11 protein-coding genes are annotated in these 13,954 nt (G+C 69.3%); 5 read left to right on the top strand and 6 right to left on the bottom strand.

Going from position 1 to position 13,954, the window contains the following annotated elements:
* Window positions 1-98 precede the first annotated feature (98 nt).
* Entirely contained in the window at window positions 99-1,202 is a 1,104-nt protein-coding gene (locus N8A90_RS23470) for an alkene reductase (protein ID WP_262077643.1), read from the top strand.
* On the opposite strand, the gene N8A90_RS23465 is transcribed toward N8A90_RS23470, so the two are convergent.
* The 3 genes from N8A90_RS23465 to N8A90_RS23455 are packed head-to-tail and all read right to left on the bottom strand — an operon-like array spanning window position 1,184 to window position 5,551.
* Window positions 1,184-2,584 (bottom strand): sensor histidine kinase, encoded by a 1,401-nt coding sequence (locus N8A90_RS23465; RefSeq protein ID WP_262077642.1) that lies wholly within the window; start codon window positions 2,582-2,584, stop codon window positions 1,184-1,186. The genes N8A90_RS23470 and N8A90_RS23465 overlap by 19 nt on opposite strands.
* Window positions 2,581-3,273 (bottom strand): response regulator transcription factor, encoded by a 693-nt coding sequence (locus N8A90_RS23460; protein ID WP_262077641.1) that lies wholly within the window; start codon window positions 3,271-3,273, stop codon window positions 2,581-2,583. Before N8A90_RS23460 ends, N8A90_RS23465 begins: the two co-directional genes overlap by 4 nt.
* A gap of 40 nt (window positions 3,274-3,313) precedes the next feature.
* Window positions 3,314-5,551, bottom strand: coding sequence for a heavy metal translocating P-type ATPase (locus N8A90_RS23455; RefSeq protein ID WP_262077640.1), 2,238 nt, complete (start codon window positions 5,549-5,551; stop codon window positions 3,314-3,316).
* A 128-nt stretch (window positions 5,552-5,679) separates the two neighbouring features.
* On the opposite strand from N8A90_RS23455, the gene N8A90_RS23450 reads away from it, so the two are divergent.
* Both N8A90_RS23450 and cueR read left to right on the top strand, forming a co-directional pair.
* Window positions 5,680-5,874, top strand: coding sequence for a heavy-metal-associated domain-containing protein (locus N8A90_RS23450; RefSeq protein WP_262077639.1), 195 nt, complete (start codon window positions 5,680-5,682; stop codon window positions 5,872-5,874).
* 1 nt (window position 5,875) lies between these two features.
* The gene (cueR, locus tag N8A90_RS23445) at window positions 5,876-6,310 is read left to right on the top strand and encodes a Cu(I)-responsive transcriptional regulator (protein ID WP_262077638.1); all 435 of its coding nucleotides are present in this window, start codon (window positions 5,876-5,878) and stop codon (window positions 6,308-6,310) included.
* On the opposite strand, the gene N8A90_RS23440 is transcribed toward cueR, so the two are convergent.
* Window positions 6,307-7,335: a YcjF family protein gene (locus N8A90_RS23440; RefSeq protein WP_262077637.1), complete on the bottom strand. Its 1,029-nt coding sequence runs from the start codon at window positions 7,333-7,335 to the stop codon at window positions 6,307-6,309. The two genes, cueR and N8A90_RS23440, sit on opposite strands and share 4 nt — an antisense overlap.
* A gap of 500 nt (window positions 7,336-7,835) precedes the next feature.
* Here N8A90_RS23440 and creB point away from each other — a divergent pair, with 500 nt between their 5' ends.
* Both creB and creC read left to right on the top strand, forming a co-directional pair.
* Window positions 7,836-8,588 carry a two-component system response regulator CreB gene (creB, locus tag N8A90_RS23435; protein WP_262077636.1) on the top strand — a complete coding sequence of 251 codons (753 nt, stop codon included), beginning with the start codon at window positions 7,836-7,838 and terminating at the stop codon, window positions 8,586-8,588.
* An 11-nt stretch (window positions 8,589-8,599) separates the two neighbouring features.
* Window positions 8,600-10,036 carry a two-component system sensor histidine kinase CreC gene (creC, locus tag N8A90_RS23430; RefSeq protein ID WP_262077635.1) on the top strand — a complete coding sequence of 479 codons (1,437 nt, stop codon included), beginning with the start codon at window positions 8,600-8,602 and terminating at the stop codon, window positions 10,034-10,036.
* Window positions 10,037-10,042: 6 nt separating this feature from the next.
* Here the strand turns inward: creC and N8A90_RS23425 are convergent, their stop codons facing one another.
* Both N8A90_RS23425 and creD read right to left on the bottom strand, forming a co-directional pair.
* Window positions 10,043-12,412, bottom strand: a complete 2,370-nt coding sequence (locus N8A90_RS23425; protein WP_262077634.1) for a penicillin-binding protein 1A — start codon at window positions 12,410-12,412, stop codon at window positions 10,043-10,045.
* Window positions 12,413-12,418: 6 nt separating this feature from the next.
* Window positions 12,419-13,930, bottom strand: a complete 1,512-nt coding sequence (gene creD, locus N8A90_RS23420; RefSeq protein ID WP_262077633.1) for a cell envelope integrity protein CreD — start codon at window positions 13,928-13,930, stop codon at window positions 12,419-12,421.
* Window positions 13,931-13,954: the final 24 nt, after the last annotated feature.

Below are 13,954 nucleotides of genomic sequence, written 5' to 3'. Positions count from 1 at the left end.
ACCAAGACCGACAACCTCGCAGCAGCACGGTTGGTCGCTGCGGCCTACGCTTGGCGCACGCTTTCCTCAGCAACCACACGACAACACGAACACGACCCATGCCTACGCTCTTCGATCCCGTCCAGGCCGGTGACCTGCATCTGGCCAACCGCATCGTCATGGCACCGCTGACGCGCAACCGTTCGCCCAACGCCATCCCGCTGCCGATCACGGCCACCTACTACGCGCAGCGCGCCAGCGCCGGCCTGCTCATCACCGAAGCCACGGCCATCAGCCACCAGGGCCAGGGCTACGCCGACGTGCCGGGCCTGTACGGCACCGAACAGCTCGACGGCTGGAAGCGCGTGACCGCCGCGGTGCATGCCAAGGGCGGCAAGATCGTGGTGCAGCTGTGGCATGTCGGCCGCATCTCGCACACCGACCTGCAACCCGACAACGGCAAGCCCGTCGCCCCCTCCGCCATCACGGCCAAGAGCAAGACCGTGCTCATCAAGAACGGCGTGGCGAGCTTCGTCGAGACCTCCGAGCCGCGCGCGCTGCGGGCCGACGAACTGCCCGGCATCGTCCACACCTACGCCGCCGCGGCCCGCAACGCGGTCGAGACGGCCGGCTTCGACGGCGTCGAGGTGCATGGCGCCAACGGCTACCTGCTCGACCAGTTCCTCAAGCGCGGCAGCAACCAGCGCACCGACGACTACGGCGGCAGCATCGAGAACCGCGCCCGCCTGCTGCTGGAGGTGACGCGCGCCATCGCCGACGCCATCGGCGGGGGCAAGACCGGCATCCGGCTGTCGCCCGTGACGCCGGCCAACGATGCCTATGACGAAGATCCGCAGCCGCTGTTCGAGTACGTGGTCAAGCAGCTCGCGACGATGAACCTGGCCTACATCCACGTCATCGAGGGCGCCACCGGCGGCCCGCGCGAGATCGCCGACCGCCCCTTCGACTACGAGGCCCTCAAGGCCGCCTACCGCCAGGCCGGCGGCAAGGGTGCCTGGATGGTGAACAACGGCTACGACAAGCCTCTCGCCGAGACGGCCGTCAAGGAAGGCGACGACCTCGTGGCCTTCGGCAAGCCCTTCATCTCGAACCCGGACCTGGTGCGCCGCCTGCGCGAGAACGCACCGCTCAACGAGGTCGACAAGGCGACGATGTACGGTGGCGGCGAGAAGGGCTACACCGACTATCCGACGCTCGGCTGATCGGTCCCCGGCGCAGACCCCGGCGGGAAAGCGAGGCTCACGCGCAGCCCGCCGCGCGCATCGGCATCGTCCAGCGTCAGCCGGGCACCGAGCAGTTGCGCATAGCGCGCGACGATCGACAGCCCGAGCCCGGCCCCCTGCCCCAGCTTCTGCCCGTCGGCGCCCTGCGCCCAGCGCTGCATCAGCGCCTGCCGCGACGCGGCAGGAATGCCGGGGCCGTCGTCCACCACGCTCAGCACCCCGCCGTCGAGTTCGACGGTGAGCGTGCGGCCGCCGTAGCGCAGCGCGTTGTCCAGCAGGTTGTCGAGGATGCCTTCGACCAGCGCGGCATTGGCCTGCACCGTCACCGGCCCGGCATCCAGGCCCTGGGCGCCCAGATCGATGCCCTTCACGTCGGCCCGCGCCAGATGGCGCATCACCGCTTCTTCCGCCAGCAGATCCAGCCGCACCGGGGCACGTTGCAGCGCCGTGCGGCCTTCGTCTGCCAGGGCCAGGGCGAGCAACTGGTCGACCAGGTGGCTGGCGCGCGCCTGGCTCGCGGCGATGCGTTCGAGCTGTTCGCGCCACACGGCCGAATCCTTCTGCGCCAGGCCGTAGTCCGCCAGCGCGCGGATGCCGGCGAGCGGCGTGCGCAGCTCGTGCGCCACGTTGCCGGCGAATTCGCGCTGCGCGCGCACGCTGTGCGCCACCCGCACGAACAGGGCATTCATCGCCTCGCCGAGCCGCTCGAGTTCGCGCGAACTGCGCGCCACCGGCACCGGCGACAGGTCGTTCGCATCGCGACGGTCCAGCGTGGCCTCGAGTTCGCCCAGGGGCCGCAACTCACGGTTGATGCGGCGCCACAGCCAGACCGCCAGCACGGCGAGCAGCAGGATCTGCGGCACCAGCGCGTAGACCAGCAGGCGCTCCACCAGCGCCGAGCGCGCCCGCGTGGTCTGCGCCACCAGCACGCGGTACGGATTGGCTTCGGCATGGTTGAGCACCACCGCCCGCAAGGTCTGGCCCTGGAACACGATGTCGGAGAAGCGATGGGACGCATCGCCCTCGGGCACGGGCGCGTCCAGCCCGGCCTCGCCCGCCAGGCGCCGGCCATCCATCTGCAGCACCGCGAAGTGCACCGCCTCGGTCTGGTCGAACAGCACCGCCGTGACCTCGCGCGGCGTCAGCAGCAGCTCGATGCCGCCCGCGGTGGCGCGCACGTTGGACGACACCGCATAGGCATCGTCGAGCAGCGTGCGGTCGAAGGCCTGTTCCGTGAAGCTGTTGGCCACCCCCAGCGCCACGCCAGTACCTACCAGCCAGGTCAGCGCCAGCGGCAGCAGCACGCCGCGCAGCACGCGCCGCGTGAGCGACGGCGCCGCTGCGCGTACCTCCGCTGTCACGGCGCCTCGGCTTCGAGCAGGTAGCCGATGCCGCGCAGCGTGCGGATGCTCGCGCCGCTGCCGGACAACTTCTTGCGCAGGCGCGAGATGAAGGCTTCGAGCGCGTTGGCGCCCAGCGATTCGTCGAAGCTCGACAGCTTGTCGGACAGCTCGCGCTTGCTCACCGTGCGGCCGGGCGGGCTCATCAGTTCCCACAGCACCTCGAACTCCCGCGCCGGCAGGTCGAGCGGCACGCCCGCCACGCCGAAGCGCCGCGCCTTGCGGTCCAGCCGCAACTGGCCGAGCGTCGAGACATCGTCGGTGCCCTGCGCGCGCCGCGCCAGGGCGCGCAGCCGTGCCTCGACCTCGGCCAGATCGAAGGGCTTTCCCAGGTAATCATCGGCACCGGCGTCGAGGCCCGCGATGCGCTCGTCGGTGCGGTCTCGCGCGGTCAGCACCAGCACCGGCGTGCGGTCACCGCGGCTGCGTGCCTGGCGCAGCGCCTGCAGGCCGCTGGCCAGCCCACTGGTGGGGCTCGACGTGGCTGGCAGATTCAGGTCGAGCAGCACCGCGTCGAAAGGCTGTACGCGCCAGAGGTGGTCGGCATCTTCGACATTGGTCGCCAGGTCCACGCGGTGGCCGGCATCGCGCAGGCTGCGCAGCATGACGTCGTGCAGCACGGCGTCGTCTTCGATCAACAGGATTCGCATGAAATGGTCGGTGGGCGTGGTGCCGCGTTTCTACACCACCTCAAACCGCGAGGCGGCGATCTCCCGGTCGCCAGCGCCGCAACAGCAGCGCGTTGGCCATCACGCTCACGCTCGATGCCGCCATCGCCGCACCCGCCACCACCGGGCTGAGCAGGCCGAAGGCCGCGAAGGGAATGCCGACGACGTTGTAGGCGAAGGCCCAGAACAGGTTCTGCCGGATCTTCGCCACCGTGCGCGCCGAGAGGTCGAGCGCATCGGCCACCAGCGACAGGTCGCCGCGCATCAGCGTGATGCCGGCCGCCTCCATCGCGACGTCGGTGCCGTTGGCCATGGCGATGCCGACATCGGCCGCGGCCAGGGCCGGCGCGTCGTTGGCGCCGTCGCCGACCATCGCCACGATGCGGCCGCCCTGGCGCAGCGCCGCGACCTGCGCCGCCTTGTCGGCCGGCAGCACCTCGGCGCGCACGTCGTCGGGCGCGATGCCCACGCGCGCGGCCATGGCCTGCGCGGCATGCACGTTGTCGCCGGAGATCATGACCACGCGCAGCCCGCGCGCCTGCAGCGCCGCGACGGCGTCGGCGGCCTGCGGCTTCGGCTCGTCGCTGAAGGCCAGCAGCGCCTTCACCTGCGGCGCCCCGCCGGCCGCGAACGACAGCAGTGCCGAGACCGTGGCGCCGCGCTGCTGCAGGCGTTGCACGACGGAAGCGTCCGGGACGGCGCCGAGTTCCTCGCACCAGCGCAGACTTGCGATCGCCCATTCGCCGGTGTCGACGACGCCGCGCACGCCCCGCCCCGACTCGGACTGCAGGTCGCGCGCCGCGGCAGCGTCGAGCCCCGCCTTCGCCGCCGCATCGAGCACCGCCTTCGCCAGCGGATGCGTGCTGCCGCGCTGCAGGCTCGCCGCCACGGCGAGCAGGTCGTTCGTCGCCTCACCGGCACGCGGTAGTCCGTTCGGCACCAGTTCGGTCAGGGCCGGTGTGCCCAGCGTCAGCGTGCCGGTCTTGTCGAAGGCCACGGTGTCGACCTTGTGGGCCAGCTCGAGCGAGCGCGCGTCCTTGATGAGAATGCCGTGCTTCGCCGCCACACCGGTGCCGGCCATCACCGCCACCGGCGTGGCCAGACCCAGCGCGCAGGGGCAGGCGATCACCAGCACCGCGACCGCATGCACCAGCGCGGCTTCGCTGCCCGCGCCGGCCATCCACCACGCGACGAGCGTGAGCAGCGCGATGCCCAGCACCACCGGCACGAAGACCGCCGCCACCTTGTCGACCAAACGCTGGATCGGCGCCTTGGCGGCCTGCGCGTCTTCCACCAGCCGGATGATGCGGGCCAGCACACTCTCGGCACCCACCGCACGCACCTCGACCACCAGCCGGCCCGCCCCGTTCACCGAGCCGCCGGTGAGCGCATCGCCCGGCCCCTTGGCCACCGGCAGTGGCTCGCCGGTGAGCATCGACTCGTCGACCTCCGAGCGGCCTTCGAGCACGCGCGCATCCGCGGGCACGCGCTCGCCGGGGCGCACGGCGAGCGTGTCGCCCTTCATCACCTCCGCCATCGGCACGTCGGTTTCCTTCCGTGGCCCGACCAGGTGCGCCACCTCGGGCCGCAGCTGCTGCAGCGCGCGGATGGCCGACGTGGCCTGGCGCTTGGCGCGCGCCTCCAGCCACTTGCCCAGCAGCACGAGTGAAATGACCACCGCCGACGCCTCGAAATACAGGTGCGGCATCTCGCCCGGCACGGCGCGCCACCAGAGCCACAGCGACAGGCCGAAGGCCGCGCTGGTGCCCAGCGCCACGAGCAGGTCCATGTTGCCGGTGAGCGCGCGCGCCGCGTGCCAACCCGCGCGGTAGAAGCGCGCGCCCAGCCAGAACTGCACGGGCGCGGCCAGCAGCAACTGCCACCACGGCGAGAGCATCGCGTGCACCCCGAAGGGTTGCAGCAACATCGGTGCAAGCAGCGGCGCCGACAGCACCAGGCCCGCCGCCACGGGCAGGAAGCCTTCCCACGACGATGCATCGGCCGCCGCCTGCGCGGCTTCGGCACTGCGGGGCTCGTACCCGGCGCTGCGCACGGCCCGGCGCAGGCGCGCGTCGATCCCCTCGTCGCCGTTGGCATCGACCACGATGCGGGCGCTCTCGGTGGCCAGGTTCACGCTGGCCTCGCGCACGCCGGGCACCTGCTGCAGCGCGCGCTCCACGCGGCCCACGCAGGACGCGCAGGTCATGCCGCCGACGGACAGATCGACGGTGTGCGGCGAAAGGGTGTGTGCATCGTTCATGGTCGGGAGCCTAAAGCCTCACATCGTGGCAAGGTCAAGACCCCAGGCACTTGACCTTGCCACAGCGTCAAGGTTCACACTGCGGTGTTCTCTCTTCATCCGACATTCCCCTTGCAAGGAGCAAAACCATGAGCCAGAAATTCCAGGTCGCCGGCATGACGTGCGGCCATTGTGCGAGCGCCGTCCAGAACGCGGTGCAGGCCGTCGACCCCGAAGCGCAGGTCACGGTCGACCTGCCCACCGGCCACGTCGACGTGCTGAGCGAACAGCCGCGCGCAGACATCGTGGCGGCCATCGAGAACGCCGGCTACAAAGTCCAGTGAGATGACACCCCCCCGAAGCGCCGGACCGTGGAACATCGGCGAAGCCGCGCGCCGCTCCGGCGTCTCGGCCCGCATGGTGCGCCACTACGAAGGGCTGGGCCTGCTGCCGGCGGTGGCGCGCACCGAGAGCGGCTACCGGCAGTACAGCGCCGCCGACATCCACACGCTGCGCTTCGTCAAACGCTCGCGCGACCTCGGCTTCTCGATGGAAGAAATCGCCGAGCTGGTCGGCCTCTGGCACAACCGCCGGCGCACCAGCGCCAGCGTCAAGCGCATCGCGCAGAAGCACCTGGGCGAACTGGAACAACGCATCGCCGACATGCAGGCGATGCAGCGCACGCTGTCGCACCTCGTGCATTGCTGCCATGGCGATGCACGGCCGAACTGCCCGATCCTGGAAGACCTGGCGGGTACCGAGGCGATGACACGGGCTTAGGCCCCGCGAACCATCGAGAGGATCTGCGAGGGGTTCAAGGTGCGCGCCTTCTCCTGAATGGCCGGCAGGTAGCGCGTCTGCAGCCCCTGCCCTTCCTTCGTCACGCTGGCATACGCTTCCTTGAGCATCTGAGTCGACAGCGTGCGGCCACCCGCGTAGTAGCGCTTGGCCACATGGCCCAGCGCATAGGTGGTGGCGAAGCTCATGCCCGAGCTGACGGCCTGATTGCCCAGGCCGCGCAGCAGACCACCGCCCACCTTGCCCAGCAAGCCACCCAGCAGCTTGCGGCCGGCCTGCTCGAGGTACTGCGAGGTCAGGCCCACACCGACAGTGGCGATGAAGTCCTTCACGTGGCCGCTGTCGAGTTCGTAGCCGTGGGCCTTGCCGATGCGGTAGACCAGCTTCATCTGCAGCGGAATGATCGCCATGGTCGACAGGGTTTCGGGCAGCAGTTCGAGCGCACCGTTGAGGATGGCGGCGTTCAGGATGGAGGGGTCGAGTTCGGCGTTGTCGACGGACGGCGCCGCGGCGGCCGCCACCGTGGCGGTATTCGCCAGCGGCGTCGTGACGATCGCCTCGGCCTGCTCGGCGAACTGCACGGCCGTCGGCGCGTCGAGGCCCAGCGAGGTGCGAAGGTCGGCGAGAAAGTGGCGTTCGGCTTCCGACTGGGCGCCGTCGGCGTCGCACACGCACACCGCCATCTCGTAGCCGAGCTGGCGTGATTCGGTGCTGGTGAGCGCGGTGCCCACTTCGGCCAGCGACACACGCTTCATCAGCACATCCTGGTAGAGCGTCGGCAGATGCACACCATCGGCCTGCGACAGGCCTTCGGCGATGCGCTTGATCTCGGCACGTTCGCGCTCGTGCTTGTCGCCATCGACAAAGGCGGCCAGCAGGCTCAGGGTCACGATGGCACGGGTTTCGGAGGGGCTCACGGGACGTTCCTTTTTCGGATGTTGGGTTCTTCGAAGCGATTCGGCCGATGTTGACGCCGAAGCGCGCGACGTCGAACCTTCTCCCCACAAACCTTGGGTAACTCTGTGAATAACTCAAGCACTTTCTTGTAAAGGCCTCCTAACTCATTGTTTTTAAAAGAGAAACAACATTCTGCCCAATTATTGAGCAGTGGATGTCTTCACGCGCGACCCTCCTTTCCCAGATTTCCGCGACCCTGTCAAAGGACAACTCTGGGGAGAGTTCCGGCACAAGCAGGAGGTTGTCCACAGGCCGGTTCGAAGCGCCGAAGTTGTCCCTGCGCGCGCGACAGCAGAGAAGCAGGGGTGCGCACATGGGTCGGGCACCGGCAAGTCCTTGTCACACCAATGAAATAGTGCCCTGTCCACAGAAAGGCGCGACCCCTATCTACTACTACTAATTTGAATAAGAGAGATAAGAAGAAGATAGAGACGCCGCGCGTTTCGCAGAAATCTTTGGCGAGTGTGGCCGTCAGGCCCCCGCCGCCCCGTGACCGGCGCTGCCGGAAAAAGGCCGAATCGGCTCGCTGCCGCATCGCTACCATTCCCGCATGAGCGTTCCCGTCCCGGCCCCCCACCCCCGCATCCTCATCGCGGAAGACGAGTCCGGCATCGCCGACACCGTGCAGTACGTGCTGCGCAGCGACGGTTTCACGCCCGTGTGGTGCGCCACCGCGCAAGAGGCGCTGGCCGCGTTCGCGCAGCAGCGCCCGGCGCTGGCCATCCTGGACGTCGGTCTGCCCGACCTCAACGGCTTCGAACTCTTCAAGCGGCTGCAGGCGCTCCCGGGCGGCGCCGACGTGCCGATGATCTTTCTGACCGCCCGCAGCGACGAGATCGATCGGGTCGTCGGCCTGGAACTCGGTGCGGACGACTACATCGCCAAACCTTTTTCCCCGCGGGAGCTCGTGGCACGGGTCAGGACGGTGCTCAGACGCAGCGTGCGGGCCGCCGCGGCCGCGCCCGTGGCCCCCCCTGCCCCGGCGGCGGCCAAGCCGCCACAGCCCTTCCTGATCGATGGCGAGCGGCGACAGATCCGCTACTACGGCCGGGCGCTGGAACTGTCGCGCTACGAATACGGCCTGCTGTGCCTCTTCGTGCAGCGGCCGGGCCGGGTCTATACCCGCGACGAACTGCTGGAAATGGTCTGGGACGACCCCGGCGACAGCTTCGACCGTACGGTGGACGCGCACATCAAGACGCTGCGCGCCAAGCTGAAGGCGGTGGCGCCGGAGGTCGAGCCGATCCGCACGCTGCGCGGCACCGGCTACGCCTTGAACGAAGACCTGCCCACCGCGGCCTGACGCGGCGTGACGTGACGAAGCGCTCGCGCATCTTCCTGGGCATCCTGCTGATCTACGCCGCAGGCATCGCCTTCCTGCTGTACCGCGTGGTGAGCGACATCGATCCGCGCTACCGCGAGTCGGCCGAAGAATCGCTGGTCGAAAGCTCGCAGTTCATGGCCAGCCTGGTCGAGCAGGACGTGATCGCCGGCGCCATCAACACGGCGCGGCTCGAGCCGCTGTTCCGCTCGGTCTATGCGCGCCAGTTTTCGGCGCAGATCTACAACCTGCACAAGAACCGCGTCGAGCTGCGCGTGTACGTGACCGACCGCAGCGGCCGGGTGCTGTTCGATTCGCTCGGCCGTGCCGTCGGCGCGGACTATTCCCGATGGGCCGACGTCAATCGCTCGCTCGCGGGACTCTATGGCGCGCGCACCTCGCGCGACGTGGAGGTGGACCCGCGCACCTCCGTCATGTACGTCGGCGCGCCAATCCGCTGGAACAACGAGATCGTCGGCATGGTGAGCGTCGGCAAGCCGGTGCAGAGCTTCGGCCAGTTCGTCGAGGACGCGCGGGCGCGCACGCTGTGGGTCGGCGTCGGCTCGGCCTTCGCGCTGCTGGTGCTGGCCATCATCGTGTCGGTGTGGCTGGTGCGGCCCTTCGGGCTGATCTCCGACTACATCGCCTGGGCCCGCGCGCAGAAGACGCTGAGCGTCGGCCGCATGGCGCGGCGTGTGCTCGACGCGCTGCGCGGCGGTTTCAGCGAGATGCGCGACGCGCTTACCGGACGCAACTATGTCTCGGACTACGTGCAGACCTTCACCCACGAGGTGAAGAGCCCGTTGTCGGCCATCCGCGGCGCGGCCGAGCTGCTGCAGGAACCGTCGATGCCGCAGGCCGAGCGCGAACGTTTCCTCGCCAACATCGCGAGCGAGACGCAGCGCATCCAGGAAATCGTCGACCGCATGATGGAACTCACCGCGCTCGAGACGCGGCGCGTCCTGCAGCGCACGCAGCCGGTGGCGCTGGCCACGCTGCTCGACGACGTGGCGGCCGGTGCGCAGGCGGCGGCCGCCGCGCGCGAGGTGCGCGTGACACTCGATCTGCGCGCGCAGCCGACGGTCGAAGGCGACCCCTTCCTGCTGCGGCGAGCGGTCAGCAACCTGCTCGACAACGCGATCGATTTCGCACCGTCGGGCAGTGCGGTGCTTCTGGGGCTGGAGGCCGACGCGCGGCATGCGCGCATCGTCGTGCGCGACCACGGCCCCGGCATTCCGGACTACGCGCGCGAGAAGGTCTTCGAGAAGTTCTATTCGCTGGCCCGGCCGCACAGCAAGCGCAAGAGCACCGGGCTCGGCCTGGCCTTCGTGAAGGAGATCGCCGCACTGCACCGCGGGCGCATCGAGCTGGTCAACGCGAAGGGCGGCGGTGCGCTGGCGACGCTCTCGCTGCCGCTCGGCCCGCGTTGACAGGCCCTACCGGAACATGTCGAGGATGCTCTTGCGCTCCTCGGGCGTCGGCATCTTTCCCACCGGCGGGCCGGCGAGCGCTTCGGCCGGCGGCATCTCGCCGTTCTCCGCGCCGAGCGACGCGATGCCGCGGCCCGGCGCATAGTCGTCGAAGTACCAGGTGCCGTCGACCTGCACTACGCCGTCCGGTGCGGCCGGCTCGGCCACGGGCACGCCCTGCAGGGCCGTGCGCATGAAGTCGGTCCACACCGGCAGGCTCAGGCTGCCGCCGGTCTCGCCGCGCACGCCGAGGCGGCGCGGCGTGTCGTAGCCGATCCAGGCGACGCCGACCATCGACGGCTGGAAGCCGGCGAACCAGGTGTCGAGCGAATCGTTGGTGGTGCCGGTCTTGCCGTACAGGTCGTCGCGCTTGAGCGCCTGCCAGGCCTTGGTGCCGGTGCCACCCTTCATCACGCTGTTGAGCAGCGTGTTCATCACGAAGGCATTGCGTGCGGGAATGGCGCGTGCGCTCTCGTCGAGTGCGGGTGCGGCGTACTCGGTCAGCACCTGGTCGCGGTGGTCGGTCACGCGGGTGATGAGCCGCGGGGCCACGCGGTAGCCGCCGTTGGCGAACACCGCATAGGCCGAGGCCATCTGCATCGGCGTGACCGAACCCGAACCGAGCGCCATCGGCAGCACCGCGGGGTTCTTGTCGCGGTCGAAGCCGAAGTGCGTGATCCAGTCCTGCGCATACGGTGCGCCGATCGACTGCAGCACCCGCACCGACACCATGTTCTTCGAGGCCATCAGCGCGCTGCGCAGGCTCATCGGGCCTTCGAAGGTGCCGTCGTAGTTCTTCGGCTCCCAGGGTTGGCCGCCCGTCGTCGCCGCATCGAAGAAGAGCGGAGCGTCGTCGACCACCGTGGCGGGCGTGAAGCCCTTCTCGAGTGCGGCCGAGTAGATGAAGGGCTTGAAGCTCGAGCCCGGCTGGCGCCAGGCCTGTGTCACATGGTTGAACTTGTTCTTCTCGAAATCGAAGCCGCCTACCAGCGCACGGACGGCGCCGTCGCGCGGGTCGAGCGCGACGAAGGCGCCTTCGACCTCGGGCAGCTGCGTGATCGTCCAGCTGTCGCGCGCGCCCTTCACGATGCGGATCACCGCACCGCGCCGCAGCTTCACGGTCGGGGCGGCCTTGTCGGACAGCGCCACGCGCGCGATCTGCAGGCCGGCACCGGTGATCGTGATCGGGTCGCCGTCGCCGCGCACCGCCACGACCTCGCGCGGCGTGGCCGACAGCACCACGGCGGACATCAGGTCGCCGTTGTCGGGCCGGTCGGCCAGTACATCGTCGACCGTCTCGTCGAGCGCCGCCGGGTCGTCCGGCAAGCTCACGAACTTCTCCGGGCCGCGGTAGGGCTGGCGCTGTTCGTAGTCCATGATGCCGCGCCGCAGCGCGCGGTAGGCCGCGGCCTGGTCGGTCGCGATCAGCGAGGTGTAGACCTTGAAGCCGCGCGTGTAGGCGCTCTCGCCGTACTGCGCCACCATCGTTTGGCGCACCGTCTCGGCGACGTGTTCCGCATGCAGCTGCTTCGGGTCGGCGGGGTCGCGCAGGTGCAGGGCTTCGGCTTTCGCCTCGTCGGCTTGCGCGACGGTGATGGCGCCGGTCTCGCGCATGCGCTCGATCACATGCAGCTGCCGTGTGCGCGCGCGCCGCGGGTTGCTCACCGGGTTGCCGGTGCGCGGTGCCTTCGGCAATCCGGCCAACATCGCCGCCTCGGCAATGCTGAGATTTTTCAACGGCTTGCCGAAATAGGCTTCCGATGCGGCGGCGAAGCCGTAGGAACGGTTGCCCAGGTAGATCTGGTTCAGGTAGATCTCGAGGATCTGGTCCTTGCTCAGCTGGCGCTCCAGCCGCAGCGCCAGCAGGGCCTCGTACAGCTTGCGCGAGTAGGTCTGCTCCGAGCTCAGGTACACGTTGCGCGCCACCTGCTGCGTGATGGTCGACGCGCCTTGCCGCGTGCCGTGCTGCAGGTTCGACAGCATGGCGCGTGCGATGCCCTTCGCATCGACGCCGCCATGCTCGTAGAAGCGCGTGTCCTCGACCGCCAGCACCGCGTCCTTGAGCACCTTCGGCACCTGGTCGATCGGCACGAGCTGGCGCCGCTCCTCACCGAACTCGCCGATCAGCGCGCCGTCGGCGGTGTACACGCGCAGCGGCAGCTTGGGCCGGTAGTCCGACAGGGCCGACACGTCGGGCAGGCGGGCGGAGATCACCGCGACGGCCACGCCGCCGGCGCACAGCAGCACCACCGCCAGGGCGGTGCCCGAGAGAAGGCCGATACGCACGAGGCGGCGCGCACGCTGCGAGAGTCGAGGAAAGCGAGGGAAGGAGGACATGGGTGATCAGCGAGCGTTCGAAGGGGTAGGAGCCACCATGCCGGGCATCGGTTCCGCAACGGTGGCGGTGGCCCCGGCCGTGGTGGAAAGGGCGTACCAGTCGACCTTGCGCGTGGCGAGCATCATCAACGCCAGCATGCCGAAGACCAGCAGCGCGCCCAGCAGCAGCGCATTGCTCTCCGAGGCGAGCAGGCCATACAGCGCACCGTACAGCACGGCCACGAAGGCCGCGAACGACAGGCCGCGCCGCCAGCCGCCGAGCACGGCGCTGAAGTAGACGCCCAGCAACAGCACGCTGGCGGCTGCGGCCGAAGCATAGGCGGCGGCGAAGGTCATCTTCTCCGACAGTGCGAGCAGCAGCAGGAAGAAAAGCGCGATCGACAGGCCCACCAGGCCGTACTGCACCGGGTGCAGACGCAGCGTGCGGAACAGCTCGAACATGAAGGCGGCCATCAGCACCAGCGCGATGAAGAGCGCGCCGTACTTGCCCGCGCGGGTGGACATCGAATACACGTTGAGCGGCTGCGCCAGCGACACGTCGAAGGTCTGCAGCGGGCCGTCGGCCACGGCCTGGCGGCGGGCGGAAGCCGGGCGCGCGGCATCGATCCGCACCGCCGCGCTGTCGGACGTCAACGCCGTGGCGGCCGGGTCGAGCAGCCCCGCACGCACCTGGTCGCGCGCCGACGTCACCAGCGACGAGACGCGCCAGCGTGCGTCGAAGCCTTGCGCATCGATGCGGCGTTCCGCCGCGAGAAAGCGCCCGCCGAAGCTGGGATGCGCCCACGGCGACTGCAGGTGCGCGGTGGTCTCGTCGGCGATCGGAGCGATCGACAGCGTCTCCTGTCCGACCAGGGCCAGCTTCATCTCGAAGGGCAGCGGCTTGCCGGCCAGCCAGGCGGACAGCGCCGTGCCTTCCAACGGCGCGTGGATGCCGCTGCCGAAGGTCTGCTCCGACAGGCCCGGCATGCGCTGCGCGAAGCGCAGCGTCGCGCCGCCGATGCTCAGCGCGGGCGAACCGTCGAGTCCGCGCAGATCGCTCAGGTTGAACACGACGTAGGGCGTGCGGAACTCCAGCTTCGAACCGCTGACGCTGCGCGCCACCGTGTCGGGATCGAAGGCACCGAAGCCCCCGTCGAGCTTCGCATCGAGCGTGTAGAAGGGGATGCGGAAGATGCCGCGGTAACGCTGCTGCGGCGCGAGCGAACCTTCGATGTTCAGCGTGTCGGGGAACACCAGGTGCAGGCCTTCCTCGCTGCGCGGCTCGACGCCGGTGACCTGGCCCTTGCTGTTGCGCTGCGTCTCCATCCAGCGCTCGACATAGGGGACGGCGAGCACCGGGCCGATCACGGTCTGCGCGCCGGTGTAGGTGCTGGCCAGTTCGGCGGCGGCCTCGCGCTGGCTCTCGCCTCGCTCGCGGATGAGTGCATCGATGCGGTCGAGCGGAATGCACAGCAGCAAGGTCAGCACGACGAGGCCGAGCACCTTGATGACGATGGAGTTGCGAAGCATCTGAAGCATTTTTTTGTCCCTGAAGGGCATGGG

The organism is Variovorax sp. N23, assembly GCF_025486315.1.
Classification (GTDB): Bacteria; Pseudomonadota; Gammaproteobacteria; order Burkholderiales; family Burkholderiaceae_C; genus Variovorax.
This window is presented reverse-complemented; position numbering and strand designations above follow the sequence as displayed.

Excerpts from the sequence above, each read along its gene's own strand:
- N8A90_RS23470 (WP_262077643.1), top strand. The coding sequence starts at position 99 with ATGCCTACGCTCTTCGATCCCGTCCAGGCCGGTGACCTGCATCTGGCC.
- N8A90_RS23455 (WP_262077640.1), bottom strand. The coding sequence starts at position 5,551 with ATGAACGATGCACACACCCTTTCGCCGCACACCGTCGATCTGTCCGTC.
- creD (WP_262077633.1), bottom strand. The coding sequence starts at position 13,930 with ATGCTTCAGATGCTTCGCAACTCCATCGTCATCAAGGTGCTCGGCCTC.
- cueR (WP_262077638.1), top strand. The coding sequence starts at position 5,876 with ATGACACCCCCCCGAAGCGCCGGACCGTGGAACATCGGCGAAGCCGCG.
- N8A90_RS23450 (WP_262077639.1), top strand. The coding sequence starts at position 5,680 with ATGAGCCAGAAATTCCAGGTCGCCGGCATGACGTGCGGCCATTGTGCG.
- N8A90_RS23460 (WP_262077641.1), bottom strand. The coding sequence starts at position 3,273 with ATGCGAATCCTGTTGATCGAAGACGACGCCGTGCTGCACGACGTCATG.
- creB (WP_262077636.1), top strand. The coding sequence starts at position 7,836 with ATGAGCGTTCCCGTCCCGGCCCCCCACCCCCGCATCCTCATCGCGGAA.
- N8A90_RS23425 (WP_262077634.1), bottom strand. The coding sequence starts at position 12,412 with ATGTCCTCCTTCCCTCGCTTTCCTCGACTCTCGCAGCGTGCGCGCCGC.